Below are 25745 nucleotides of genomic sequence, written 5' to 3'. Positions count from 1 at the left end.
ATGTTAGTTCGTTACCCAAAAGATTTAAAACTTCCTCTTGTTTCAAGCCATCAACTATCCCAAAACTCCAACTTATTGCGCACAAATATGGCAAGCGGCCGTGCTCGCCAGCGAAAGCGTTTTCAGTCGGTCCCAACAACCATGTCGGCAACGTGGAAGTTAAATAAATACCAAGCACAGATACTTGAAGGGTTTGTAACACACGGCGTTAACGATGCTGTGAATTGGTTTTTAATGCCAGTTCGAACTCCTGAGGGCTTAATCGAACATGAAGTACGGTTTAAACAAAGCCCGCTTGAATCCGTCAGCTTTAACGGCGGATTTTGGAACTACAGCGCCAATATCGAGATTAAAAAACGACAAGTGGTGAGTGAGGAAGGAATGGTTAATTTACTGCTTGAACCCTCAACTTACGATGAGTATGTGCAATCAGTAACTGATTCTGTAAACAACTATTTGGAAAATAACGATGAGTGAATTTTTAGAGTTAACCGGTGATTTAAAAGAATCTATTAATCAACTAAACCAAGTACTGCAAGGCGATGAGAATGCCACAGTAACAATTAATGGGGTTGAAAAACCAAGTATTTCAAAATTAATTATTGATACTCTAAACTCCTTTGTTCAGTTAGTTACAGATGCAGCTGCAGATATTGATGCTGTAAAGTACGAAACCACAGTAGCGGGTATTGCAGGCACAATTGATGGTCAATTCTTTAGTGTTGTTAGCGATGATGACGAGGCGTATCTAGATTTATACCTTAATGATAATGGAACCGCTGTTTTTGAAAAGCGCTATCCAAGCTCAGTGGCTATATCAGCTATTTTAACGGATATTCTTAATACCGATGCGACATACAACATTTCAGAGCAAGCGCTTAATTCAAGCGCGTATCAAAAGCCTGAAAACGATGAAAAGATTGATTTGTATTCGGATAAAACCAATACGAAATCCTTGGCTCATTTTGATAAACGCTCGGGTCATTTTGAATTTGAGGGTGTAAAAAGCTTTTTTGATTTAGAGCAGTACGTCTCAGCGACTCAATCAGATTGGGATATAAATAACCTTCCAGTTTTTGAAAATGGTGCGCAGGGTTTTTGGTATGACCCAAATGACACTAACACGTTATTTCAAGATTTAGAGATGACTATCCCCGCAAAAAGTAACGGCGACCCTGTTGCTATTATGCTGGATAAAAGTGGCAACGGAAATCATTTAACACTACACAACTCAACCCTATTAATTGATGGTTCAGTTCATAGTATAAGTATGGTGTTGGGTTATGGGGAAATAGCTAATCCTGAAATATTCTCAAACATCGCATCAATAACAGGCTCTATTAGTTTTGAAGTTTTAAGCTCGGCGACTGTGAAGTGGTTACTTTATGTTTCACGTTCTGCGGCAGCGCAAACAGGGGTTGGTGTAGGAACGTATTCAGCAGCGTCTGATTTGCGTTTATATGGCCGAAGGTTGACTACAGATGTTACTCAAAACATTGCCATAGCAAATGATATAAAAACAGGCACTGCGTTCAACACTTCATTTAATATAGATTACTTAAATGCTAAAGCGCTGGTTCGTTACAACAATGAAACAGTAACAGCACAAAGCTTCTTAAGTGAAGGGTATAGCGCTGAATCAGTTCCGGAAGTTGCATACATAGGCAATGGGGTTGCAGCGAATTCTATCACTGGTAATTTCTTTGGTGCTGTAGTGCGAATTAATAAGTTACCCACGGATTTTCATAATAGAGTAGACAGTTATCTTACTAAAAATTTATTACCAAGTGAGATAAACCTATTTATAGTTTTTGGTCAGTCAAACACTGATGGGCGAGTTAATATTGCTGATGGCCCCGCTTTGTTACAAGATTCTAAAGTGGACAATGTTAAAGTTTGGAATGGCCAAGATATAACTAATTACGCTTTAAACAACACAGGTAAAGAAGGTAATGGTTCAAGCTGGGTAACAAGTCAAACAACTAATAAATTTTCATTTGCCCATGTTGCCCTGAAAAACATTGCTGAAACAATGGATAATGTTGTTGTTTGCCAAGTAACATCTGGTGGAACAGCATTATCGCCAGCGGCTTATGCAAGAGGTTCTTGGTGCCCCAATTACAATGAAATACCTGATGGCACCCCGCGCTTATTAGAAGACTTAGTAACCAGAATTGGCAATTTAATGGCGTTCTGTGCTCGCAATAATATTGTGATTAACTTTAAAGCAATTATCGCTCACCAAGGCGAAAGCGACTCACAAAGACGTTACGATGATCCGGCTTTGTATGGAGCCAGGTGGTCAGATGTTATTAATATTTTAAGAGGCGTAGCAGAGGACCCAGAGCTACCCGTTATATATGGCACCGTGCCATCATCAAGTTTATGGTATGACGCAACAATCCGCCAAGCTCATTTAGATTTTGCAGCAAATGATCCAAACGCATACTGTCGAGACAATGAGAACATTTCAATGTTTTCAGATGACTTACATTTCGATGCACCAGGCAGTGTAGAGTTTGGCGAGTGGGCTGCAACAACGTTCAATAATTTATAAGGTACACACCATGAGCTTATTTAAGTTAAATTATCAAAATAACAATTTACAAGACTTGGTTAGTGAGCCAAAGCTGGAAGGTGCATTCAGTAGCAAACTTGATGCAGAACCATTGGCAATTAGGCATTGGGTATTTGACCAAGGTAATTCAGAAAGTTTTAAAGATCTTGTTAATAACGTAGAGATAACACGTCAAGACCCAGAAACCAGAGAGCGGTTCAACTCTTTAATTTTGCCGAAAGAAGTGGGTAAAGCTTTACTTAGTGATATTCAATGTACCGGGAAAGACATTATTTTTGCCGTTGTTAAGAAGCTACCTGATGCGCCCAATACCCTGTTAATAGCAGGTAATGCAAATCATGAAGTTGAAAATGGCGGAGGAGTATTGCTTAACTCGACTGGTAGTACGACCGTGTCAATGCGTTGTAGGTTGAACGATGGCACTACACCTTCAGTATCTTCAACAAGATACGCTCAGGTTGCCGAAAATGAATGGTATTTTGTAGCAGGTTACATTGGAGACTTAAATTCAACTAGCAGTTTAGCTATTTTTATGGGGCCTGACTCTTACGGTGTGTTAGATATCAGCTCAAGTGGCCGAAACTTTTCAACACGGTTTTTAGGTGTGGGAAATGCATACTATGAAAATCATCCGTCCGCTACAGATACTCAGATTGCAGAGTTTGGCATTATTCAAGGTCAAGAATTGACTTTAGAATATGGCCAAACGCTTTTTGAGCATTCTAAACAGCGGATGCTTAAGCGTGGTATTAAATTGTTTAACGTGAAATAAGTTGAATATAAATGAGCCAAGTACTCCAACGCATTTACGCCAGCGCTCCCGTTAACGACACTCCCATTCATACATTAGAGCTAAAGGCCGGTTCATTGTGGGAACTTAGAATCTGTGATGGTTTTGATAATGTAATGGCTGGTATTGAAGGGGGCGAAGTTGTGCTTTTTGAAGCCAGCGGGATGGGGATTTCACTCCCAGCCCGTGGGGTGAAAGGGCGCCAAGACTTACAATTTCAAATTGATAATGTGACTGGAAAAGCAGTGTCATTAGTTGAACAAGCAAATAACGCGGGTATTAAAATTGACGTTATATACCGCGTTTATACAACAAGTGATTTAACAGCACCTTCAGAGCCGGCGATTGAAATGAAAGCGGTTGATGTACAGGCCACAGGGCTTAGCTTAAATGTGGTTGCCTCATTTAATGATCTGGTAAATAAAGCGTGGCCAAAAAAGCGCTATACCCCTTCCATCGCACCTGGGCTTAAATACTTCAGTTAATTATGCATCACATTAACGATTACATTGGTGTGCCCTACCTTGAAGGGGGTAGGGATATGTCTGGCTTAGATTGCTGGGGCGCAACACGATTTGTGCTGCACTATATTTTTAAACTTCCTTTGTTTACGTCATTTGGTCATGTTCGGTCTAAACATAAATCTGAATTTAATTACGCGTATTGCGTACTTGCTGATCAGTTTAATGAATGCAGACCAAAACACGGTTCAGTGGCATGTGGGTTTACCGCAGGGAACATGGTGCATATGGGAGTGTGCATGGATATCGATAATGAACTAATTATATTTCATTCCAGCAGAAAACATGGTGGCTCGTTTTTGAGCCTTGCCGCATTTAATAGACTATTTTATGAAGTGAAATTTTATGAATACGCAGGTTGAAATAAAAGTTTATCCAAACAAGCTTGATTTAGAGTTATTCGAAACTTGCTATGCAGAGCCAGAACTCACATTACACGAATGGCTTGTTGCTGCTGTGCCTGCATATTATGAGTCAGATCAGCCATTATTTAGCGCTATTATTAATGACGTGTATCTTGAGCCATTACAATGGCATAACTACAAATTAAATCAGATAGACGATGTAAAGTTAATTGTTGAAGCTAAAGCTGAAGCAGCAATCGCGTATGCAATTATCGCTGTCATTGCAGTTGGTTATGCTGTGTATACAGCCAACCAAATTCCTGATAACTACAACTCAACAACACCTGATGGTAGTAGTATTTATAATGTAAATGCACAGGGTAATAAGCCTAAACTAATGGGGGTTATTCCCGAAGGAGCAGGTCGGCATTTAATTTACCCTGATTATTTAACCATGCCGCGCCGCGAGTACATCGACAACGAACAATGGCTTTATTTAATGCTATGTGTTGGTGTTGGCGATTATGAAATATTGCCCGAAGAAATATTTATTGCTGATACACCGGTAAGCAGATATACCGGTGATGTTGATTACCAAATATTTGGCCCTGGTGAAAATGTAACAAGCCACGAAGCTCACCGTAATATATTTACATCCAGTGAAGTTGGCTCAACATCTGGTACGAATGGTATAGAGCTTAAAGGCGCAGTAACAAGCTCGGGCGGTAATAATAGCACGTATTTTTATACGTTTATAAATGACACCTTAGTTGTTTATATTGCAGAATATGAGCCTGAAATAGGACCTATTCGTTACAAAACAGCACCACCATTTGATGTGGGTGAAATACTTACAATCACCGGTTCAGTAGAAGGTCAAAACGATGGCTACTATGAGTTATTAACCAAAAACTCAAATGGAAGCCAAGTAAACAAGGTTGATGGGCAATTTCAAGACGATCCCACATGGACTGAGTTTGTGACTGAGTATGACTCAAGCGCGACTGTCGATGCTGAGGAACGTGGTGGAGATGGCCAATTCAACGGTCCCTTTTTCGCATGCCCTGATGGTGAAAAAACCGATCAATTGTGGTTAGATTTTTATTTGCCTAAAGGACTCGGTGAGCTCGATGACGATGGTAACTTTTTAAGCCGCAGTGTTAGCATTCGTATAGAATATCGCGATGAAGGTGCAGCAGATTGGACCTCGTTACCAGATCAAGTGTTCAGCAATTCAACCAACGACCAGTTAGGGCAAACAATACCTATTTCATTGCCAACTAAAATACGCCCTGAAATACGGGTTAAGCGCGTAACAGCAGCAAGCGAAGACACACGTATTTACGATGACATTTTTTGGACCGCATTAAAAGCAGAGTTGCAAAGTGCTATAAGTTACGAAGGCCTAACGACTATTGCAGTAAAAATTAGGGGTACCAATGCATTAGCCGGCTCTGCAGAAAACAAATTCAAAGTAATTGGCACGCGTATTTTACCTGTTTATGAGAACGGCACATGGAGCACCCCAAGGCCCACGACTGACATAGCCCCATTTTTTGCGCATGTAATAAAAAGTGTAGGGCATGCTGATAGTAAAATTGGTTTATCAGCACTTGAAGCATTACACCCAGTGTGGCACAACCGTGGTGATGAGTTTAATGCTGTGTTTGATAGTGAAAGCACCATGTTTGAAGTATTAAAGCGTGTGCTTGCTGTAGGGTTTGCTGAGCCAACAATAGATTATGGACAAATAACCCCTGTGCGCGACCAAAAGCGAACAGTCTATCGGCACATGTATCAACCAGATAATTATATTGGAATGCTCAAGCGCTCTATAAAATTAATTGATGATGACGAACCTGACGGCGTTGAAGTTGAATACTTCGACCCTGTAACATGGAAGTCAGAAACAATACTGTGTTTATTGCCTAGTGATTTAGGCTTAAACCCTGAAAAGGTCAGGGCGTTTGGTGTCACAAACCGAGACAAGGCGTATCAATTTGGCATGCGTAAACGTAGAACCCGCAGGTACCGCCGCACGCGTTTCGACTTTAAAACAGAAATGGATGCACTTAACTCAAGGTACCTAGATTACTGTGCACTGGCAGACGATATACCAGGCTATGAACAAAGCGGTACTGTGATGGGTTATGATGGCCGTTCAATTTATGTTGATCATATAGGTTTAGAGTGGCAATCAGGGCAATCACATATCCTAGCACTTAGAAAACCAGATGGCACTTTATCCGGGCCATATAACGCGACACCAGGAAATGCCGATAATGAGGTAATAATTGATACAGACTTAGATTTTACCCCAGTACTGGACGGTTCAATAGAACCACCACTGTACATGTTTGGTATTAATGAACGTTGGTGCAATGGCGTATTGATCCGCGATATAAAACCATCATCAACAGAACAAGTTGCTGTTGTTGCAGAGTTAGATGATGAAAGGGTTTACTTAGACGACGACAGCCTAGCACCCGCAGTTTAGAGAAAACGACGTACTACAGAATTAATCACTAATTAGTTTATCTAATGGTAAGAATTAAAGTTTTTAGAGTCGTTTAAAATTAATAATACAAATATAATACAAATCTAATACAAATGGATTTTTAGAAGTTAGCTTTGGGTTTTATGTAAGTGCAGGATATTAGAGGAAATTAATTGGTCGGTATGGAGAGATTCGAACTCTCGACCCCTGCCACCCCATGACAGTGCGCTACCAAGCTGCGCTACATACCGACGATGCAAGCAATAGTACGTATATTTTTTCAAAAATCAATAAGCTTTTGTTTGTTTGCACATTTATTGCTCGTACTGAGTGAAATAAATCATTTTCTGTGAATATTTAGTATTTTACCCACTCACTGATCGATTTATACATGGTATCTCGTAGTATAGGTTGCGCAGTTTTGTTAGGGTGTATGTTGTCGTTTTGCATTAGGCTTTTATCAGATGCGATATCAAGCACAAAAAACGGCATTAAATGGCTGTCGGTTTCATCAGCAATGGTGGCGAAACTTGCGGTAAATTGCCCGGTATAACGTGGCCCGTAGTTAGGCGGAATGTGTATTTCCATAATCGCCACTTTGGCATCAGCTTGTTTGCTCTTGCTTACTAAACTGGCTAGATTTTCTTTCAGTCGTTTAATAGGGAAGCCACGTAGGCCGTCGTTACCACCAAGCTCAATAAGTACATGGCTAGGTTGAAATTCATTGAGCAGGCTATCTAACCGGCGCAGTGCACCACCGGTGGTTTCACCACTGATACTGGCGTTGATCAGTTGTACTGGTGCTTGCTCAGTATCGTATTTATCTTGTAACAATTTAACCCAGCCTTGTTCTTGTTTTAAACCGTAGGCGGCACTTAAACTGTCTCCTAAAATTAAAATTGTGTTGTCAGCTGCCGCACTAAGTGGTTTGATTACTAATAGTAAAACGAATATAAAACGTAGGATTGAATTCATCATATGTCAGCGCTATCTCAATTAAATATCATTCAGGTTAAAGGTCTTTCAAAAACGGTTACTACCCTTGAAGGGGATTTGCCCATCCTCAGCGACATCACCTTTAATGTCAAGTCTGGGGACTCAGTGGCTGTGGTTGGCACGTCTGGTTCTGGTAAGTCAACTTTACTAAGTTTACTAGCAGGGTTGGACCAATCGACTCAAGGCTCAATTTATTTAGATGGTGAGCCACTGCATGAACTTGATGAAGAAGACCGAGCAGCACTCAGAGCCGCCAAAGTCGGTTTTGTATTTCAATCCTTTATGTTGGTACAAAGTTTAACCGCACTTGAAAATGTGATGCTACCAGCTGAGCTTGCTGGTGAGTCTAACGCCAAACAGCAAGCACTTGAGCTGCTTGAAAAGGTGGGATTGAGTCATCGCGTTGAACATTACCCATCGCAGCTCTCTGGCGGTGAGCAACAACGTGTTGCCATTGCCCGCGCATTTATTGGCACGCCCAAAATATTATTCGCGGATGAGCCATCTGCTAACCTTGATAGCAAAAACGGTAAGTTAATAGAATCACTGTTATTTGACCTTAATAAGCTGCACGGCACTACATTAGTACTAGTGACGCACGATGAAGCACTGGCTGCGAAATGTCAGCACGTTTTGCAAATTGAAGCGGGACAATTAGTTAAAAATACCAATGAGGCAGTGGCGAATGTGGGTTAAATTAGCACTAAAATTATTTAGCCGTGAGTTTCGCCGTGGTGAGCTTACGGTGATCTGTGCGGCAATATCGCTTGCGGTATTGACGGTTTTAACACTTTCTATGGTAACGGATCGTATAGGGCAAAGCATCGCGCAAAAAAGCAGTGCCTTTATTGCCGCGGATCGCGTGCTGGCAAGTAACCATGAATTACCAGATGAGTATTTAACAAAAGCAAGCGAATACAACTTAGAAACCGCACAGCTCACTTACTTTGATACTATGTTATTTGCTAATGACGAAATGCAATTGAGTTCAGTTAAAGCGGTATCGGATCATTACCCACTTAAGGGCGAATTAAAAGTTAAAAGTAGCTTAACCGGTGAGGTTGAAGTTGCCACGCAGGGGCCATCGGTTGGTAATGTGTGGTTTAGTGAATCGGTATTTTATGCATTAAATGTCAAAGTGGGTGATACGGTTGAACTCGGTGCTGCGCAATTTCATATCGAAAAAGTACTGGTTGAAGAGCCAGATGCACCATTTAATATTTTTTCGAGTAGTCGCCGTGTACTTTTAAATAACCAAGATGTAGCAAAAACCGAAGTTATTCAACCTGGCAGCCGTGTTTTTTACCGTCAATTGTATGCCGGTGATGAGAGTGAGATCAGCGATTTTTATGCGTGGCTAAAACCGCAAATGAAAGAAAATCAGCAATGGTATGGGGTAAAAGACCGACAATCGCCGATAGCTAATAGTTTAAACCGTGCCGAAAGCTTTTTATTGCTGGCTGGTTTATTGGGGATTATTTTAGCTGCCGTGGCAATTGCTGTCTCTGCTAAACGCTATTGTGAACGCCAGTATGATCCCGTTGCGATGATGAAAACGTTAGGTGGCAGCCGCGCAATGATCCGTAAAATTTACTTACTGCATTTATCATTGGTATGTGGTTTATCGGTGATCCTAGGCTTAGCCATTGGTTACGGTTTACAAGAAATTGCCACCGGCTATTTGGCAAAATCAATGAATAACACTTTGCCTGCTGCGGGTTTAAAATCGTGGTTTGTAGCGATCTGCACCGGTGTGATTTGTGCGGTGATGTTTTCAATCAAGCCGTTATTAGATTTATTTGATATTCCGCCACTTAGAGTATTACGCCGTAATTTGGGCGATAAGCTGTTGGTGAGTAAAGTGCATTTAGGCATGTCGGCTGTGACGGTATTTTTACTCATGTGGTTATTTAGTAATAACTTAAAAATCACCGCTATTTTATTTGTTTCAACGCTGGTTTTAATTGCCATACTATTTTTGCTATCACGAATCATCTTTGGTGGCGGGCGTAAGTTAGGGCTGCGCCCTGGTAGTAGTTGGTCGCTTGCGATTGCCTCTATTCAAAAACGGGCTAATGCTAATGCGGTGCAGTTGATCAGCTTTTCACTTGCTATAAAACTGTTGTTATTTTTAGTGGTACTTAAAAACGATATGATCGCTGATTGGCAATCGCAATTACCAAGTGATGCGCCAAATGCCTTTTTGGTGAATATTACAGAAACTGAATTACCCGATGTTAATGCGTTTTTAGAACAAAAGAATATTCAAGTGTCTGATTTTTATCCGACAGTTCGTGGTCGTGTCAACGCGGTTAACGGTGAGCTAGTTGCCCGTGAAGTGTCGTTGCAAGATAATGAAAAGAAAGACGAAGAAGCCCGCTCTGGCATCGGTCGCGAGCTTAACCTTACCTGGCTTGAGCAAGCGCCTGCACAAAATGAGATCATTGCTGGCGAGTGGTTTGGCGATAATGCGACCGCTGAAGCGTCAGTGGAAGAGTCAATGCTCGAACGCTTAGATGTAAAACTGGGCGATACCTTGACCTTTTTAATTGGTGCGCAATCGTTTGATGCCAAAATTACCAGTGTTCGTAAAGTGAATTGGGCAACTTTAAAACCTAACTTCTTTATTATTTTAAGCCCTGATGTTTTAGCTGATTTTCCGGCGACTTATATTTCATCGGTACGAATTAATGATGAGCAAAAACGCGACTTTAGCCAGTTATTACGCAGTTACCCAACTATTAATGCCATTGATGTTGAGAGCTTTGTAAAACAAATTCGCTCGACTATTTCGCAAGTGTCATTAGCTATTGGCTTTGTACTAGCGATAGTGGTGATGTGTGGTGGCTTAGTATTGATTTCCCAAGTGCAAGCAAGCTTGGGCGAGCGGATGCAAGAAATTGTGATATTGCGTACTTTAGGTGCCAAAGGGCGCTTAATAAAAAATGCGACCTTATACGAGTTTTTATTACTTGGTGGCGCAGCCGGTTTTGTCGCTGCATTGGTCAGCGATGTGGCGTTATTAATAGTGCAACGTGAGATGTTTGACTTGGCAGGTAAGCTGCACCCGCATATTTGGCTGATTGGACCATTAGTGGGTGGTGTGTTTGTGGCATCACTCGGTTACTTTATGATAGCCAGAACCATGCGCAAAAATACCCAAGGATTGCTGCGCTCTTTAGCGTAAAATTCTAATAATTAACTAAGCCCGTTGTTACGGGCTTTTTTATGCTAATAATGCACTGGTAATTTATACAGTGCTCTGGCATTATTACTGCAATTAACTATTTACACTGATTGGGCAAGTATTGGCTATTATTTTAGGGATTGATCCTGGCTCACGATTAACGGGTTATGGGGTGATTACCCATCAAGGGGCTAAATTTACTTATTTAGGCAGTGGCTGTATTAAATTAGCCGATCACGAGTTTCCTATTCGATTAAAAATGATTTACCAAGGGATCAGTCAACTAATCGAACAATTCTCTCCCGATCATTTTGCCATTGAAAAAGTGTTTATGGCGCATAATCCCGATTCAGCATTAAAACTAGGCCAAGCCCGTGGCGCGGCAATTGTTGGTGCGGCAATGGCAGATATTCCTGTTTTTGAATATTCCGCCCGGCAAATAAAACAAGCTGTAGTTGGCAACGGTGGCGCAGATAAAACACAAGTACAGCACATGGTTAAAAATATTTTAAAATTACCGGGCACACCACAGGCGGATGCTGCCGATGCACTCGCAATTGCAATATGCCATGCGCATTCAGATCAAAATTTAATAAAACTAGCGGGCAGTGCCAGTAAAACCGTTAGAGGACGATTAAGGAAATAACATGATAGGTCGCTTAAATGGCATTTTAGTCGAAAAACAACCGCCTGAAATCTTGCTTGAAGTAAGTGGGGTTGGCTATGAAGTAAATATGCCAATGACCTGCTTTTATGATTTGCCAAATATTGGTGAACAGGCCATTGTATATACGCACTTTGTGGTAAGAGAAGACGCACAGTTATTGTTTGGTTTTAATAATAAAACTGAACGGGCATTATTTAGAGAATTACTCAAAGCCAATGGTGTAGGGCCTAAACTCGGATTAGCTATCTTATCTGGGATGTCGGCTAAGCAATTTGTTAGCTGCGTTAATAATGAAGATGCCACCAGTTTAGTTAAACTACCGGGAGTGGGTAAAAAAACCGCTGAGCGTTTAGTGCTAGAAATGAAAGACCGATTAAAAGATTGGGGTAATGACTTATTCACACCATTTAGTGATAATGCGGTTATTGAGCCTGCCTCAGACGCATTGATCGCAAATAATGCTGCGGACGATGCTGTCTCTGCGTTGGTGTCGTTAGGTTATAAATTGGCGCAAGCACAAAAAACAGTAAAATCAGTGGCCAAGCCTGATATGTCTACAGAGGTTCTTATAAAAGAATCTTTAAAATCAATGTTGTGAGTAAACCATGATTGAAGCGGATCGTTTAATTGATGCGACGGAGCAAAGTAATGAAGATGTTGTTGATCGTGCGATTAGACCAAAACTATTAGCCGATTACACCGGTCAGCCCCATGTTAAACAACAGATGGAAATATTTATAGAAGCGGCGCGCACCCGCGGTGAAGCACTTGATCATCTATTAATATTTGGCCCGCCGGGTTTGGGTAAAACCACATTAGCCAATATTGTCGCGAACGAGCTAAATGTAAGTATCAAGACCACATCAGGTCCAGTGCTTGAAAAAGCAGGGGACTTAGCCGCGCTGCTTACTAACCTTGAAGAAGGGGATGTACTGTTTATTGACGAAATACATAGGCTAAGCCCGCAAGTTGAAGAAATACTCTATCCCGCCATGGAAGACTACCAACTTGATTTAATGATTGGTGAAGGCCCAGCAGCGCGCTCTATCAAACTTGATTTACCGGCTTTTACACTGATTGGTGCAACCACTCGCGCGGGTTCGTTAACCTCACCGCTAAGAGACCGTTTTGGTATTGTGCAGCGTTTAGAGTTTTATTCAGTTGCCGATCTCTCAACCATAGTAGCGCGCTCTGCGCATTATTTAAATTTACAAATGTGTGATGATGGCGCGGCAGAAATTGCTAAACGTTCTCGTGGTACGCCACGTATCGCCAATCGATTATTGCGCCGAGTACGTGATTACACGCAAGTTAAATCAGACGGTACAGTCAATGCAGAAGTGGCAGAGCTGGCACTGAACATGATTGATGTAGACAAAAGCGGTTTTGATTACATGGACCGTAAATACTTGCTCGCCATCATCGAAAAATTTATGGGTGGCCCCGTTGGTTTAGATAATCTTGCTGCCGCCATTGGTGAAGAAAAAGAAACGATCGAAGATGTGATTGAGCCGTATTTAATTCAACAAGGCTTTATCCAGCGTACTCCTCGCGGGCGTATTGTCTCTGATAACGCCTACCATCACTTTGGTTTGTTACCCAAACAACAATAAAGTATATTTTTTTGCAGCTATATACTCAAATATGGCTGCAAATTATCCTCTGCAAATAACTCAACAGTTCTTTTTTAACCACTTAGCGCCTATCTACCTAAGCGTTTAGCTATTTCGACGGCTATAATTCACATGCTGTTAAGTTTGTAAACGATATTGTATGCCCCATATCACGGTGCTTTACTTTATTTTTAGGCAAAAAAAAGCCCGCATAAGAATGCGGGCAAACAACAAGTTGAAGGAAGTAATCCAGGGAACACAGCTTAAATTCTTCGAGTTTTATCAAGAGGACTTTAAGCTTAGCAATACGAAAAATCAGAATCATATTGCAAAGAACTGGGCTTAATGAAGTATTCATTACTGCGCTAGCTCGGTATGGGGGAATAATACGCAATTGTTGTTTTTTGTTCAAACTAGAAAAATTTAATTTTCAGATTAAAAAAACTAATAGCTAGGCTTTTATGATTGCATTTTTTTTGTTCATAAAATTCACAACAAGTTATTAGTTTGTTGAATTTATGAAATTTTATTTGTGTGGTTGGTTTTTAAACAGATTAGTTAAACTGTCCTGTCTGTAGTTTAAAATGTTGCTTTTGCTTGGTTATGCATTGATTGTGAATAAACAAGGTGTTTTACATGGTTTTTGTTTATAAATACGCACTGGGCGATAATATTGACATAAGCCGCTATAAATAGAGATTTAAGTGTCTTGGTTTTTAGCTTAACAAAAAAGCAGCAGACCTGCTTTTCAACGTTTTTTGTTGCTAATTCACAGCAATAGCGTTGTCAGTAAGGATCTGAATCGATACACTAGTTGCAACTTTTGGCCAACCCTTTGGTCAGATACCTAGCGTAAAAAGAAATGGTATTTTTACAAGAAATCTTATTAGGAGTTTAATGTGGGTTCAGGGCTTAATTTTTTAGATTTAATTCTAGAAGCAAGTTTTCTTGTGCAGTTGGTAATGCTGGCGCTGGTAGCTATGTCAGTTATGTCATGGGCAATTATTTTTCAACGTAAGAAAGCGATTTCTGAGGCGTTAACAAATGCCAAGCGCTTTGAACAAAAATTTTGGTCTGGTATTGATTTAAGTAAACTTTACAACGAAATTTCATCACGCAGTGGTAACTCAAGCGGTATAGAAGCATTATTTATTGCTGGCTTTAAAGAATTTGCCCGTCATAAAAAAACGTCGTTTCAAAGTGCGAGTATTGTTATGGAAGGTACACATCGTTCAATGCGTGTGGCTTTATCTCGTGAAATTGAAAAACTAGAATCGAGTTTATCGTTTTTAGCAACCGTTGGCTCTATTAGTCCTTATATCGGCTTATTTGGTACTGTTTGGGGGATCATGAACGCCTTTATAGCGCTTGGTGAAGTAAAACAAGCTACATTACAGATGGTTGCACCTGGTATCGCAGAAGCCTTGATTGCAACAGCAATGGGTCTATTTGCAGCAATTCCAGCGGTAATCGCCTATAACCGTTTTGCTAATAAAGTTGAAAAGCTGGAATCACACTACATTAACTTTATGGAAGAGTTTGCAAATATTTTACACCGTCAAGCAGCTACACAAATAGAGGCAAAAGCGAATGTATCAGCGTAAGAAACGTCGTCCTGTTGCAGAGATTAACGTAGTTCCTTATATAGATGTAATGTTGGTATTGTTGATCATCTTTATGGCGACAGCGCCGTTGATCACACATGGTGTTAAAGTTGATTTACCAAAAATGGAAGAATCAGATTTAGTTGATACAAAAGATACGCCGCCAATTATTGCTTCTATCGACGCACAAGGTAAGTACTATGTCAGTATTGGTACTGATCCTGAAGAGCCGATGGAAGCATTAGATGTTGCCGCTGTTATCAAGCTACAACTGATGAAAAACCCAGAAACCCCAGTGATGATCAAAGGTTCAGGCAAAGTATCGTACCAAGAAGTATTGTTACTGATGGACTTTTTGAAAAATGCGGGTGTGCCTTCGGTGGGATTAATGACTGAATCATTTGAAGGAAGTAAAGGTTAATATGCGTGCTTCAATAATAAAATCAGTGTTGTTGCACCTTGCGATTATTGGCGTGTTGGTTGGTACAGCAAATTTTCACACATCTTCGCCAACAGTGATGGAAGTGACGTTAAATACTGCCATGCCAGAGGCAGAAAATGCGGTTTCAGCGGTGACTGTTGACCAAAAAATGGTTGAACAAAAAATTGCTGAGTTAAAACGTAAAGAAGATGACAAAAAACGTGCTGAAGATAAACGTATTCGGGATTTAGAGCGTCGCGCCTCTGATGCACGTAAACAACGTGAAGCAGAAGATCGTCGCATTAAAAAACTAGAGCAAGAGCGTCGCGCGAAAGAGAAAGAAACCGCGCAAGCCCAAGCACAGGCTAAAAAAGCGCGTGAAATTGAACAAAAAGAACGTGAGAAAGCACAGCAAGCTGAAAAGCAAAAAGAGCAAGCAGAACTTGCTGCTAAAGCTGCTGCTGAAAAGCGTAAAGCGGAAGAAGAGGCATTAAAGAAAGCTGAAGACGACCGTAAACGTGAAGAATTAGCCGCTAAAAAACGTGCCGAAGCTGCTGAGGAAGCACGTCAAAAAGCATTGCAAGAGCAGATGTTGCAAGAGCAGTTAGCGTCAGAGCAAGCTGCGCGCAACAAACTTCGCCAACAGCAAGTTGGCACTGAAGTTGATAAATATAAAGCATTAATAATGGCGCGTATTCAGCAAAATTTATTAATTGATGAAAAAATGAAAAATCAGCAATGTCGTGTCAATATACGTCTAGGCTTTAATGGCTTGGTAACGCAGGTGCAATCTTTAGGCGGAGATAAGTTAGTATGTGAAGCGGCACTTAGAGCGGTTCGTATGGCTGATACACTGCCGGTTTCTAAAGATAAAGATGTGTTTGAGCAATTAAAAAATATTAACTTAACAATTAAGCCACAATTTTAAAGGAATGGTATGTTCAACAAGTTGAAAACAGTTTGTTTAATTTTCGTTTTAGGCTTTACCAGTGTTGCCAATGCAGCACTTGAAATAGTCATAACAGAAGGTATTGATGGCGCGCGACCTATTGCGATCGTGCCATTTAAATACAAAGGGGTGGGGCCAATTCCACAAAAGCTCAGTGATGTGATTGCTGCAGATTTAATGCGCAGCGGTAAATTCAAACCCATTGACGTAAATGCAATGCCGCAGTTACCTAGCAAAGATGCTGACGTAGACTATGCGGCATGGGTAAATAAAGGCGTGGAAGCTATATTAGTGGGTGAAGTTGAGCAGCAAACTGATGGCCGTTACTTAGTTCGTTATGAGTTGGTTGATGTTATTCGCGGTCAAATCACTGGTGGTGAAACGCAAATGATGAGCAACGGTAAACTAATTAAAAACCAAGATCATATCCAAGAAGCGCGCGAAAGTGTGATCAGTGATACTGGTTTTAGACGATATGCACATCGCATCAGTGATGTTATTTATGAAAAACTCACCGGAGAACGTGGCGCATTTTTAACTAAAATTGCTTATGTAATAGTGCGTGATGATGAACCAAAGCCTTATCAGCTAGTAGTCGCTGATTACGATGGGTTTAATGAACAGGTTTTATTGCGTTCACAAGAACCACTTATGTCACCAGCATGGTCACCAGATGGAACTAAGCTTGCGTATGTGACCTTTGAAAATCGTCAAAGCCAAATTTATATCCAAGACTTATATACTGGTAAGCGTGAGCTTATCACTAGCCATCAGGGTATTAATGGCGCGCCACAATTTTCGCCAGACGGTAAAAAATTATTGTTAGTATTGTCAAAAGACAGAAACGGTGCAACAGAAGTGTATATGCTAGACTTAGCAACACGTAAGGAAACTCGTTTAACTAACCACCGTAGTATAGATACTGAGCCGTCATGGCATCCGAATGGTCAGGATATCGTGTTTACCTCTGAAAGGGGTGGTAATGCTCAGATTTATAAGTTAAATTTACAAACAGGTAGGTCACAACGCATGACCTTTGATGGTGATATGAATCTTGCAGGTTCAATTACCCCTGACGGCAAAGAATTAGTGATGGTTAACCGTACCAACGGGCAGTACCATCTCGCTAAGAAAGAGCTGGCTACAGGCGCATTCCAAGTATTAACACGAACGCGCCTAGATGAATCACCGAGCATAGCGCCAAACGGCTCGATGATCATTTATAGCACGCTTCATAATAATAAGCAGGTACTAGCGCTAGTATCAATGGACGGTCGCTTTAAAGCACGGTTACCTGTGCTAAATGGACAAGTAAAGGCACCCGCGTGGTCGCCTTATTTACAGTAATATTTGCTGGTTTACTCAATATAGGAATCTACTAAATGCAACTTAATAAAATACTTAAAGGCCTGCTAATTGCTGTGCCAGTTATGACACTAGCAGCTTGTAGCTCATCTTCGGATATCGATGAAGGTGCAGCAAATCAATCAAATCAAGCAACTGTTGAGCAAACAACAGATAATGATGCAGTTGAAGTTGCAACATTAACACCAGAGCAACAAGCACAAGAAGAGCTTCGTCAGAAGTATGACGAATTGCGTCAAGAGCAAGTTATTTACTTTGGTTTTGACACTGCGGCTATTCAAGGTCAGTACGGTGAATTACTTCGTGCACACGCTGAGTTTTTAGTTAAAAACCCATCAGTTAAAGTATTAATTGAAGGTCATGCCGATGAGCGTGGCACACCTGAGTACAATATTGCACTGGGTGAGCACCGTGGCCAAGCAGTTGAAAAATACCTACAAAGCTTAGGTGTTTCAGCAAGCCAAATGTCAGTAGTGAGCTATGGTGAAGAGAAGCCAATGGTTAAATCACGCACTGAATCTGCTTTCGCTAAAAACCGCCGTGCGGTACTAGTTTACTAAGATTAGAGACATTATGAAGCCGAAAATTATTTTGGCAGCCATGATATTGAGCGGGAGCACCCAAATTTGGGCTGCTCCCGCTCCTGTTTCAGAAGCTGCGAGTTCACAATCAAGTATCGAAAAACGCCTTGCTGCCCTTGAGAGCATGATGCAGTCGCGCAACTTACTGCAAGTTGAGTTACAGCAACAGTTAAATAGGCTGCAAGATGAAGTGAGTCAAGTTCGCGGGATCACCGAAGAACAAACCTACAAACTCGAAAAAGTGCTACAACGTCAGCGCGAGCTTTATCAAGAAATTGAAAATCGCGTTAGCCAAGCTTATTCGCAGCCTAGTGCATCAAGCGCTGCTCAGTATGCTGAGCCTGTTGCACAACAAGCTATTAGTTCAGACTTGTCTGAGAATGAAGCTTACGAGCGTGCAGTGGCATTAATAATGAAAGACAAGCGCTATGATCAGGCCATTCCAGAGTTTCAAACGTTCTTAACCACGTATCCAAACTCTGTGTATGCATCGAACGCTCATTATTGGTTGGGGCAATTGCTAACGATTAAAAATGACCCCGTGAAAGCGTCGGATCACTTTAAAGTTGTGGTAAATGAATTTCCAAATTCAAATAAGCGCCCTGATGCAATGTTAAAACTGGGTACCTTGTTACAAGAACAAGGTTTAGCTGAACAAGCGTTAAAAACCTTTAATGATTTGATCAATCAATACCCAAGTACAACTGCTGCAAAATTGGCCACTGATCGCATTGCAAAAATGTAGAATCAGCTTGATTAGACTGCTTTTTGTCATAAGCGGTCTAAAATTGGTCAACTAGACATAAAAACTTAAAAAAAGAGACATTTTCTGTTGCACTCATTTTTTAAATAAGTATTATAAGCGCCCGCAGCAAACGAATGGTTCAACCACTCAAATTGCGGCAAAAAGAGCGGGTCATTAGCTCAGTTGGTAGAGCAGTGGACTTTTAATCCATTGGTCGATGGTTCAAGTCCATCATGACCCACCATTCTTTATTTGGCTTTATGTTAACAATTGAATGGTCTTTTATCGACGGATTTACGTAAGTACTTAGGTACACCAGAGCGGGTCATTAGCTCAGTTGGTAGAGCAGTGGACTTTTAATCCATTGGTCGATGGTTCAAGTCCATCATGACCCACCATTCTTGATACACTAATGAATGGTTTCAATCGGCGGATTTACGCAACGCTTTTATAAGCACCAGAGCGGGTCATTAGCTCAGTTGGTAGAGCAGTGGACTTTTAATCCATTGGTCGATGGTTCAAGTCCATCATGACCCACCATTCTTTATTCAAGTAATGAATGGTTTCAATCGGCGGATTTACGCACGCTTTTATAAGCACCAGAGCGGGTCATTAGCTCAGTTGGTAGAGCAGTGGACTTTTAATCCATTGGTCGATGGTTCAAGTCCATCATGACCCACCATTCTTTATACACTAATGAATGGTTTTAATCGGCGGATTTACGCAACGCTTTTATAAGCACCAGAGCGGGTCATTAGCTCAGTTGGTAGAGCAGTGGACTTTTAATCCATTGGTCGATGGTTCAAGTCCATCATGACCCACCATTCTTTATTCAAGTAATGAATGGTTTCAATCGGCGGATTTACGCACGCTTTTATAAGCACCAGAGCGGGTCATTAGCTCAGTTGGTAGAGCAGTGGACTTTTAATCCATTGGTCGATGGTTCAAGTCCATCATGACCCACCATTCTTTATTCAAGTAATAACGAATGGTTTAATCGGCGGATTTACGCAGCTTTCATAAGCATCAGAGCGGGTCATTAGCTCAGTTGGTAGAGCAGTGGACTTTTAATCCATTGGTCGATGGTTCAAGTCCATCATGACCCACCATTCTTTATTCAAGTAATAATGGATGGTTTAATCGGCGGATTTACGCAGCTTTCATAAGCACCAGAGCGGGTCATTAGCTCAGTTGGTAGAGCAGTGGACTTTTAATCCATTGGTCGATGGTTCAAGTCCATCATGACCCACCATTTTGGTATCTTTGCATTAGATTAAATCTAACCGTTTGTTTTGTTAAACCTTACTCTCCTGATATTCGAAATTCTCACTCTTCATAGTCAATTAGCTAATAGCTAAAATATAAATACGTTAATCAAATTGGTAATGTACCAATCGTGTTAAGTTACTAACGCAGCTAACGCTTTATTTAGCCCGCTAGGATGGTTTAATATTTAAGTCGATTGGTATTTATGCACACTACTGTTATTTAGTTTTATATTCTCGTATAATTCGCCCCATAATTGCACTGTAGATTAAGTGGTCGAGAAATGAGTTTAGCTCAAACTATTATGCCTGAAGGTTATATCTTTCCTCCTAAACCAGCTCCATTGAATAATGATGAGCAAGCGCAATACAAAGCACGTATCAAACAATTATTGATTGATAAAAATGCCGTATTAGTTGCTCATTATTACACTGATCCTGAAATTCAAGCGCTTGCTGAAGAAACAGGCGGCTGCGTTGCCGACTCGTTAGAAATGGCACGCTTTGGCGCAAAGCACGATGCTGACATGATCATTGTCGCGGGCGTACGTTTTATGGGTGAAACAGCGAAAATATTAACCCCGAACAAAACCGTGGTTATGCCAACGCTTGAAGCAACCTGTTCGCTTGATATTGGTTGCCCAATTGAAGAGTTCTCAGCATTTTGTGATCAGCACCCTGATCGCAAAGTGGTTGTGTATGCCAATACCTCGACTGCTGTTAAAGCACGCGCAGATTGGATTGTTACCTCATCGTGTGCGCTTGAGATTGTTGAGCACCTTGATGAAATGGGCGAAAAAATCATTTGGGGCCCAGACAAACACTTAGGTGCCTATATTCAAAAGAATACCGGCGCCGACATGATCATGTGGAATGGCGCATGTATCGTGCATGACGAGTTTAAAACCAAAGCGTTAAAAGACATGAAAGCGCTGTATCCTGATGCGGGCGTTTTAGTACACCCAGAATCACCAGCAGAGATTGTAGCGTTAGCGGATGCGGTAGGCTCAACCAGTCAATTGATCAAAGCGGCACAAACAATGGCTAATCAAAAGTTTATTGTTGCCACCGATCGCGGCATTTTTTATAAAATGCAGCAGCTTTGTCCTGATAAAGAATTTGTTGCCGCACCAACTGCAGGTGAAGGCGCAACGTGTAAGAGTTGCGCGCACTGCCCGTGGATGGCAATGAACGGCCTCAAAGCGATTGAGGAAGCGTTATTAGATGCAACTGGCAAGGAAGTGTTTGTAGATATGGACCTTCGTGAAGGCGCACTCAAGTCGCTTAATCGTATGCTCGATTTCTCAGCGTCACTACAACGCTAAACTAAGTTATAAAGATAAGGCCGCTGATACTGCTATCAGCGGCCTTTTTTGTTTGTTTACTAGGCAGTTAACAGGCAAAAGGGAAAAACACCTTGCACCACAGGGCGTGATTTCATACTATTACGCCGCGTTATACATTAACGCCTGCGGTGAGGTGGCTGAGTGGCTGAAGGCGCACGCCTGGAAAGTGTGTTTAGGTTAATCCCTAACGAGGGTTCGAATCCCTCCCTCACCGCCATTATTTAAAAAAAGCGACCCTAGGTCGCTTTTTTGCTTTGTATCATTTCATATTGCGATTAATAGCGCTTTTTAGCTGGTTTAAGTTGGCTATCAAATTCATCTGGAAATAAAATAGTGCCGTCGTCTTCCTCTGTTGGGAATACGGCAACAAGTAGATCGTCTTGTTCAAGGCCGGGGGTCCAGCGTGAATGCCAATCTTTTAATGGGATCGCTTTTGCTGTGCAGTTTTCCCATTCACCGGTGGCCCATGCTTCGGCGTAAATGCGTTCTGGCCATACCGGTACACAATCATCATCTTCGTTGGCAAGCATTACACAGCCATCGTCGTCATTTAATATCCAAACTTGCTTGAATTCGTGGACTGTCTCAAACATAAAAGCCAGTCTCTTTTTGGCTCCTAAATTTAGAATAGTCTCAAATTTTTCAGATGCGGTTGCTGTTGCATTACTCATTAATAGACTCTCTCTAGAATGGCTTAGGTATAGTATATTGACTATTATGACAAAATGTCGATTAGTTAAAAATTAATTACACATTGCTTGGTATAAATCGTCGGCGAGCTGGCTTAGATCGTGTTCGTTACGGTTAGTCAGTGCATAGGTTCGCAAGCCGTAAAGACCCATCGCTAAAAAACGAGCTAGATGCTCAGCTGTGCGTGTATTTGGGATTTCACCTTCTTTTATCGCGCGCTCAAATTGTTCGGCAAGGGCGTTTTCGTAGGCGTTTAAATTAGCCATTAGTACTTGGCTTATTTGTAAATCTTGCCCTTCAACTTCACTAATACTTTTTGTAAGCAAGCATACTTTCATCGCATCACCACAAACGCACTCTTTGATAATTGCATCCAAATAAAGGCGCAGGCTAGGTAATACTGGTTTATGCTCACAAAATAGCGCTGTGAATTGTTGGTTACGATCAGTTTGATATTGCTCAATAGCCGCTAAAAAAATACCTTTTTTATTACCAAACGCAGCATATAAAGAGCCTGGATGCAGTGCAGTAACTTGCGTTAATTTTTGCATACTCGTTTTAGCATAACCGTGTTGCATAAAAGCCAGCATCGCTTGGCGCAGTACATACTCGCGGTCAAATTCGGCTACTCTCATAGTGCTCTCTTATTGTGTTGGTGAAGGCAGTTTACTTAATCTTGAACAAATATTCAAAAATAGACTTGAATATTTTAGGGCACGCCCTTATCTTGAATATATATTCAAGATAAGGATTAAAAAAATGACCACAGAACTACTGCAACCATTTAAACTGAATAACAGCATAGCATTACAAAACCGCATACTGATGGCGCCATTAACGCGTTGTATGGCAGACGATAACTTAGTACCAACGCAAGCCATGGTTGACTATTATGCGCGCCGTGCAGATGCGGGCTTAATTATCAGCGAAGCCACGATTATTCGCCCTGATGCACAAGGTTACCCGAATACACCAGGTTTATTTACCAGCGAGCAAATTCAAGGCTGGAGAAAAGTAACCGACGCAGTACACGCTAACGGCGGTAAAATATTTGCTCAACTATGGCATGTAGGCCGTGTAGCACATCCACACTTCTTTGACGGCGAAGTCTTAGCACCATCAGCCATTGGTGTACAAGGCTCAGTACCACGGATGCGTGAGTTAACTTACCAAACACCAAAAGCGGCCACCCTTGAAGATATTAAAGGTTTAGTTGCTGATTACGCAAAAGCGGCTGAAAATGCAGTAGAAGCAGGGTTTGACGGTGTTGAAATCCACGGTGCCAATGGTTATTTGATTGATCAGTTTTTACATTTCGCAGCCAATGAGCGCACTGATCAATACGGGCAAACACCTGAAAATATGGCACGCTTTGCGTTAGAAGTAGTTGATGGTGTTATTGCCGCAATTGGTGCAGATAAAACAGCACTGCGTTTATCGCCTGGTGCTTATTTTAATATGAGTGAAGATGAACGTGATCAAGGTGTATTTGATTACTTACTTGCTCAGCTAAACACGCGCAAACTGGCTTACTTACACGGTGGTATTTTTGATGACAGCATGCGTTTTGCAAGCCTTGGCAATAAAACTACCTCTGAATATTTACGCGAGCATTTTACAGGCACCTTGGTTGGCGTAGGCAGTTATGATTATGACAGTGCTAAAGCTGCGATAAATGACAATAGATTTGATTTAATTGCGATTGGTCGTCCTTTTATCGCAAACCCAGATTATGTGAGCAAAATTGCTAATAATGAACAGTTAGTTGCATACGATGAAAGTATGTTGGCTGAACTTATTTAAGCTAAGTTATTCAGCATAAGTTATATACCACCATTATCGGTGGTATTTTTTTGCATGAAACACTGTGTAAGATGATGTTTTAAATAATTAACTATAACAGGATAAATAAATTATACTCCATTAGATAAATTAACTTTGGGAACTACTTTGTTGGTTAAAAAGCAACTTAATACGCTGTTTTCTGTGTTTGCTCAATCGCGCTATATAATTTCATTACGCGAAGCATTTATTGCATTGATCCCTTATTTTGTAAGTTCAGCACTGGCCATTCTAGTATTAAACCTTGCCGTTAATTTTGCCATTTTATCCCCCAGCGATTTCCTGTACAGCGTTATTGAGCACAGCTCAAATATCATCTTTACATTACTGCCATTGATGGTTGCACTGTCGGTAGGTTTTCACTTATCTAAGAACCTTGGTAACAGCGCAGTAGTTGGCAGTATGTTAGCGTTAGTGAGCTTTTGTGCGCACAGTGACTTTTTAACATTTACAAATGGTGAATTGGCAGTCAACGGTGAAGGTGCATCGGCTTACGCTGTATTAGTACCAACTTTAACCAGTTATTTGCATTGCCGGTATTTCTAAATCCTATGTTATTAGTGCCTTTTATTTTAGTGCCGTGCTTTAACTTTTTGATCAGTTATTTTTTACTCTCCAGTGGCGTAATAGATTACCAAGAAGTGACCATTAGTTGGATGACGCCCACCATCATCAATGGTGCTATGGTTGGCACAGATGCAATCGCGCCTTTATACCAAGTGTTTTTGATTATTTGTAATGCCTGTATTTATTATCCATTTTTACGCTTAAGCAGTGAAAAAAATAATTACCAAATGGCGTTCAATAAACTCAGTAGCCAATTAAATGTCAGTGAGCGGTTTGTCGCGGACTCTGAGCAGCGTTTTATCAAGCAACAACAAGCGCAGAACCTTTCCAGCGCACAACTGACCACTGTGCTAAATACTATTTCAAACGCAAGGCTTGCCTTGTATTACCAGCCACAAATCGATTTAAACTCTGGGCATGTAATTGGTTTTGAAGCATTACTACGCTTACACAATAACGATGGCAGTGTCTCGGGGCCTTATTTTTTAGATACCCTGATCATACACAAGCAAACCAATATCATCGATGACTGGGTAATTAAGCAAGCAGCCCGTGATTTAACTCAGTGGCGCAAGGTGGGTTTTAAGCCCAACATCAGTATCAATGTTAATCCTGATGTACTGACCAACACCGCTATGGTTGAGAAAATTTGCCAGCTGTTTGTTGAATTTGCTGATCAAGTGAAAATCGAAATTGTCGAATCAAGCTATCTAGAGCAACAAATCATCGTGACGCAGAATATAAATAAGCTGCGCGAGCATAATATCGAAACCGTGCTGGATGATTTTGGCACAGGCTACTCAAGTTTATCTATGCTGACTCATTTTCCGGTCAAGCATGTTAAATTAGACCGCCAGTTTTTATTGCAATGTCAGCAAGATGCAGGGCGAATTCTTTATCAACAAGTTACCGAGTTATTTGCCAAGCTTGGCTTTGCTGTTGTAGCCGAAGGCATAGAAACACCTGAGGAAGAGCAGTGGGTGAGGAGTTTAGGGATCACGACAGCACAAGGCTGGTTGTACGCTCCCGCAATGTTACGTAATGAAGTGATAAGTTTTACCCAAACCCGCAATAATGCTAACGAAGTCTAAGAGTTGCCATAAAAGTTCTATATTTGTTTAATCATTGTGTCAAGAATATGTACCTGTTTTGTCACAAATTCCCGCCATACTGTGCC

At 41.1% G+C, this 25745-nt stretch carries 24 protein-coding genes and 10 tRNA genes; 30 read left to right on the top strand and 4 right to left on the bottom strand.

From position 1 onward, the window contains the following. From A7968_RS12765 to A7968_RS12740, 6 genes are read left to right on the top strand one after another with little or no spacing between them, the layout of a single operon-like run. Positions 1–477: a hypothetical protein gene (locus A7968_RS12765; protein ID WP_064666956.1), complete on the top strand. Its 477-nt coding sequence runs from the start codon at positions 1–3 to the stop codon at positions 475–477. Continuing rightward, positions 470–2557 (top strand): sialate O-acetylesterase, encoded by a 2088-nt coding sequence (locus A7968_RS12760; RefSeq protein ID WP_064666955.1) that lies wholly within the window; start codon positions 470–472, stop codon positions 2555–2557. The genes A7968_RS12765 and A7968_RS12760 overlap by 8 nt, the downstream gene beginning before the upstream one ends. Before the next feature lie 10 nt (positions 2558–2567). Continuing rightward, positions 2568–3350: a hypothetical protein gene (locus tag A7968_RS12755; protein WP_064666954.1), complete on the top strand. Its 783-nt coding sequence runs from the start codon at positions 2568–2570 to the stop codon at positions 3348–3350. A gap of 11 nt (positions 3351–3361) precedes the next feature. After that, positions 3362–3853, top strand: a complete 492-nt coding sequence (locus tag A7968_RS12750; protein ID WP_064666953.1) for a DUF1833 family protein — start codon at positions 3362–3364, stop codon at positions 3851–3853. Between the two features lie 56 nt (positions 3854–3909). Beyond that, a complete protein-coding gene (locus A7968_RS12745; RefSeq protein ID WP_227008920.1) occupies positions 3910–4251 on the top strand; it encodes a hypothetical protein in 342 nt (113 codons plus the stop codon). Then, positions 4235–6730: a host specificity factor TipJ family phage tail protein gene (locus tag A7968_RS12740; RefSeq protein ID WP_064666951.1), complete on the top strand. Its 2496-nt coding sequence runs from the start codon at positions 4235–4237 to the stop codon at positions 6728–6730. The genes A7968_RS12745 and A7968_RS12740 overlap by 17 nt, the downstream gene beginning before the upstream one ends. Before the next feature lie 174 nt (positions 6731–6904). On the opposite strand, the gene A7968_RS12735 is transcribed toward A7968_RS12740, so the two are convergent. Next, positions 6905–6981 (bottom strand) — tRNA-Pro (locus A7968_RS12735). Positions 6982–7087: 106 nt separating this feature from the next. Next, on the bottom strand, positions 7088–7708 hold the full coding sequence (locus tag A7968_RS12730) for an arylesterase (protein ID WP_064666950.1): 621 nt from the start codon (positions 7706–7708) through the stop codon (positions 7088–7090). On the opposite strand from A7968_RS12730, the gene A7968_RS12725 reads away from it, so the two are divergent. The 21 genes from A7968_RS12725 to A7968_RS12620 all read left to right on the top strand — a co-directional run bounded on the left by A7968_RS12725 (position 7709) and on the right by A7968_RS12620 (position 21686). Next, on the top strand, positions 7709–8422 hold the full coding sequence (locus A7968_RS12725) for an ABC transporter ATP-binding protein (RefSeq protein WP_064666949.1): 714 nt from the start codon (positions 7709–7711) through the stop codon (positions 8420–8422). After that, positions 8412–10913: an ABC transporter permease gene (locus tag A7968_RS12720; protein ID WP_064666948.1), complete on the top strand. Its 2502-nt coding sequence runs from the start codon at positions 8412–8414 to the stop codon at positions 10911–10913. The genes A7968_RS12725 and A7968_RS12720 overlap by 11 nt, the downstream gene beginning before the upstream one ends. Before the next feature lie 121 nt (positions 10914–11034). Then, entirely contained in the window at positions 11035–11559 is a 525-nt protein-coding gene (gene ruvC / locus A7968_RS12715; protein ID WP_064666947.1) for a crossover junction endodeoxyribonuclease RuvC, read from the top strand. A 1-nt stretch (position 11560) separates the two neighbouring features. After that, entirely contained in the window at positions 11561–12178 is a 618-nt protein-coding gene (ruvA, locus tag A7968_RS12710) for a Holliday junction branch migration protein RuvA (RefSeq protein ID WP_064666946.1), read from the top strand. Between the two features lie 7 nt (positions 12179–12185). After that, positions 12186–13193, top strand: coding sequence for a Holliday junction branch migration DNA helicase RuvB (gene ruvB, locus A7968_RS12705; protein ID WP_064666945.1), 1008 nt, complete (start codon positions 12186–12188; stop codon positions 13191–13193). Positions 13194–14092: 899 nt separating this feature from the next. Beyond that, positions 14093–14797 (top strand): protein TolQ, encoded by a 705-nt coding sequence (gene tolQ / locus A7968_RS12695; protein ID WP_064666943.1) that lies wholly within the window; start codon positions 14093–14095, stop codon positions 14795–14797. After that, positions 14784–15218 (top strand): protein TolR, encoded by a 435-nt coding sequence (gene tolR, locus A7968_RS12690; protein WP_064666942.1) that lies wholly within the window; start codon positions 14784–14786, stop codon positions 15216–15218. Before tolQ ends, tolR begins: the two co-directional genes overlap by 14 nt. Position 15219: 1 nt before the next feature. Next, complete coding sequence (gene tolA, locus A7968_RS12685; RefSeq protein WP_064666941.1) at positions 15220–16146, top strand: cell envelope integrity protein TolA; 927 nt, start codon at positions 15220–15222, stop codon at positions 16144–16146. A 9-nt stretch (positions 16147–16155) separates the two neighbouring features. After that, a complete protein-coding gene (gene tolB / locus A7968_RS12680; protein WP_064666940.1) occupies positions 16156–17514 on the top strand; it encodes a Tol-Pal system beta propeller repeat protein TolB in 1359 nt (452 codons plus the stop codon). A 35-nt stretch (positions 17515–17549) separates the two neighbouring features. After that, entirely contained in the window at positions 17550–18092 is a 543-nt protein-coding gene (pal, locus tag A7968_RS12675) for a peptidoglycan-associated lipoprotein Pal (RefSeq protein WP_064666939.1), read from the top strand. Positions 18093–18105: 13 nt separating this feature from the next. Beyond that, a complete protein-coding gene (gene ybgF / locus A7968_RS12670; protein ID WP_064666938.1) occupies positions 18106–18858 on the top strand; it encodes a tol-pal system protein YbgF in 753 nt (250 codons plus the stop codon). A gap of 168 nt (positions 18859–19026) precedes the next feature. Then, positions 19027–19102: transfer RNA gene (locus A7968_RS12665), tRNA-Lys, on the top strand. A 78-nt stretch (positions 19103–19180) separates the two neighbouring features. Further along, positions 19181–19256 (top strand) — tRNA-Lys (locus tag A7968_RS12660). A 66-nt stretch (positions 19257–19322) separates the two neighbouring features. Further along, positions 19323–19398 (top strand) — tRNA-Lys (locus A7968_RS12655). A gap of 66 nt (positions 19399–19464) precedes the next feature. Then, a tRNA-Lys gene (locus A7968_RS12650) sits at positions 19465–19540 on the top strand. A 66-nt stretch (positions 19541–19606) separates the two neighbouring features. Then, positions 19607–19682: transfer RNA gene (locus A7968_RS12645), tRNA-Lys, on the top strand. Positions 19683–19748: 66 nt separating this feature from the next. Continuing rightward, positions 19749–19824, top strand: a tRNA-Lys gene (locus A7968_RS12640). A gap of 67 nt (positions 19825–19891) precedes the next feature. Then, positions 19892–19967: transfer RNA gene (locus tag A7968_RS12635), tRNA-Lys, on the top strand. Positions 19968–20034: 67 nt separating this feature from the next. Next, positions 20035–20110 (top strand) — tRNA-Lys (locus tag A7968_RS12630). A 297-nt stretch (positions 20111–20407) separates the two neighbouring features. Beyond that, a complete protein-coding gene (gene nadA, locus A7968_RS12625; protein ID WP_064666937.1) occupies positions 20408–21448 on the top strand; it encodes a quinolinate synthase NadA in 1041 nt (346 codons plus the stop codon). Positions 21449–21596: 148 nt separating this feature from the next. Further along, a tRNA-Ser gene (locus A7968_RS12620) sits at positions 21597–21686 on the top strand. Between the two features lie 58 nt (positions 21687–21744). Here A7968_RS12620 and A7968_RS12615 read toward each other — a convergent pair. Together A7968_RS12615 and A7968_RS12610 are read right to left on the bottom strand one after the other, a co-directional pair. Next, positions 21745–22140 carry a DUF2750 domain-containing protein gene (locus A7968_RS12615; RefSeq protein WP_064666936.1) on the bottom strand — a complete coding sequence of 132 codons (396 nt, stop codon included), beginning with the start codon at positions 22138–22140 and terminating at the stop codon, positions 21745–21747. A gap of 72 nt (positions 22141–22212) precedes the next feature. Then, positions 22213–22794, bottom strand: coding sequence for a TetR/AcrR family transcriptional regulator (locus A7968_RS12610; RefSeq protein ID WP_064666935.1), 582 nt, complete (start codon positions 22792–22794; stop codon positions 22213–22215). 124 nt (positions 22795–22918) lie between these two features. On the opposite strand from A7968_RS12610, the gene A7968_RS12605 reads away from it, so the two are divergent. From A7968_RS12605 to A7968_RS12595, 3 genes are all read left to right on the top strand, one after another. Continuing rightward, entirely contained in the window at positions 22919–23962 is a 1044-nt protein-coding gene (locus tag A7968_RS12605) for an alkene reductase (protein WP_064666934.1), read from the top strand. 147 nt (positions 23963–24109) lie between these two features. After that, the gene (locus A7968_RS23590) at positions 24110–24547 is read left to right on the top strand and encodes a PTS transporter subunit EIIC (RefSeq protein WP_064666933.1); all 438 of its coding nucleotides are present in this window, start codon (positions 24110–24112) and stop codon (positions 24545–24547) included. After that, a complete protein-coding gene (locus A7968_RS12595) occupies positions 24532–25659 on the top strand; it encodes an EAL domain-containing protein (RefSeq protein WP_227008919.1) in 1128 nt (375 codons plus the stop codon). The genes A7968_RS23590 and A7968_RS12595 overlap by 16 nt, the downstream gene beginning before the upstream one ends. Positions 25660–25745: the final 86 nt, after the last annotated feature.

It is taken from the genome of Pseudoalteromonas prydzensis (genome assembly GCF_001661495.1).
GTDB classification, from domain to species: Bacteria; Pseudomonadota; Gammaproteobacteria; order Enterobacterales; family Alteromonadaceae; genus Pseudoalteromonas; species Pseudoalteromonas prydzensis.
The sequence above is the reverse complement of the archived record's forward strand: the minus strand, read 5'-3'. Positions and strand labels throughout refer to the sequence as shown.

What these genes read in the sequence shown, in the direction of transcription:
- A7968_RS12765 (WP_064666956.1), top strand. Translation starts at nt 1, where the DNA reads ATGTTAGTTCGTTACCCAAAAGATTTAAAACTTCCTCTTGTTTCAAGC.
- A7968_RS12760 (WP_064666955.1), top strand. Translation starts at nt 470, where the DNA reads ATGAGTGAATTTTTAGAGTTAACCGGTGATTTAAAAGAATCTATTAAT.
- A7968_RS12755 (WP_064666954.1), top strand. Translation starts at nt 2,568, where the DNA reads ATGAGCTTATTTAAGTTAAATTATCAAAATAACAATTTACAAGACTTG.
- A7968_RS12750 (WP_064666953.1), top strand. Translation starts at nt 3,362, where the DNA reads ATGAGCCAAGTACTCCAACGCATTTACGCCAGCGCTCCCGTTAACGAC.
- A7968_RS12745 (WP_227008920.1), top strand. Translation starts at nt 3,910, where the DNA reads ATGTCTGGCTTAGATTGCTGGGGCGCAACACGATTTGTGCTGCACTAT.
- A7968_RS12740 (WP_064666951.1), top strand. Translation starts at nt 4,235, where the DNA reads ATGAATACGCAGGTTGAAATAAAAGTTTATCCAAACAAGCTTGATTTA.
- A7968_RS12730 (WP_064666950.1), bottom strand. Translation starts at nt 7,708, where the DNA reads ATGATGAATTCAATCCTACGTTTTATATTCGTTTTACTATTAGTAATC.
- A7968_RS12725 (WP_064666949.1), top strand. Translation starts at nt 7,709, where the DNA reads ATGTCAGCGCTATCTCAATTAAATATCATTCAGGTTAAAGGTCTTTCA.
- A7968_RS12720 (WP_064666948.1), top strand. Translation starts at nt 8,412, where the DNA reads ATGTGGGTTAAATTAGCACTAAAATTATTTAGCCGTGAGTTTCGCCGT.
- ruvA (WP_064666946.1), top strand. Translation starts at nt 11,561, where the DNA reads ATGATAGGTCGCTTAAATGGCATTTTAGTCGAAAAACAACCGCCTGAA.
- ruvB (WP_064666945.1), top strand. Translation starts at nt 12,186, where the DNA reads ATGATTGAAGCGGATCGTTTAATTGATGCGACGGAGCAAAGTAATGAA.
- tolR (WP_064666942.1), top strand. Translation starts at nt 14,784, where the DNA reads ATGTATCAGCGTAAGAAACGTCGTCCTGTTGCAGAGATTAACGTAGTT.
- tolA (WP_064666941.1), top strand. Translation starts at nt 15,220, where the DNA reads ATGCGTGCTTCAATAATAAAATCAGTGTTGTTGCACCTTGCGATTATT.
- tolB (WP_064666940.1), top strand. Translation starts at nt 16,156, where the DNA reads ATGTTCAACAAGTTGAAAACAGTTTGTTTAATTTTCGTTTTAGGCTTT.
- pal (WP_064666939.1), top strand. Translation starts at nt 17,550, where the DNA reads ATGCAACTTAATAAAATACTTAAAGGCCTGCTAATTGCTGTGCCAGTT.
- ybgF (WP_064666938.1), top strand. Translation starts at nt 18,106, where the DNA reads ATGAAGCCGAAAATTATTTTGGCAGCCATGATATTGAGCGGGAGCACC.
- nadA (WP_064666937.1), top strand. Translation starts at nt 20,408, where the DNA reads ATGAGTTTAGCTCAAACTATTATGCCTGAAGGTTATATCTTTCCTCCT.
- A7968_RS12615 (WP_064666936.1), bottom strand. Translation starts at nt 22,140, where the DNA reads ATGAGTAATGCAACAGCAACCGCATCTGAAAAATTTGAGACTATTCTA.
- A7968_RS12610 (WP_064666935.1), bottom strand. Translation starts at nt 22,794, where the DNA reads ATGAGAGTAGCCGAATTTGACCGCGAGTATGTACTGCGCCAAGCGATG.
- A7968_RS12605 (WP_064666934.1), top strand. Translation starts at nt 22,919, where the DNA reads ATGACCACAGAACTACTGCAACCATTTAAACTGAATAACAGCATAGCA.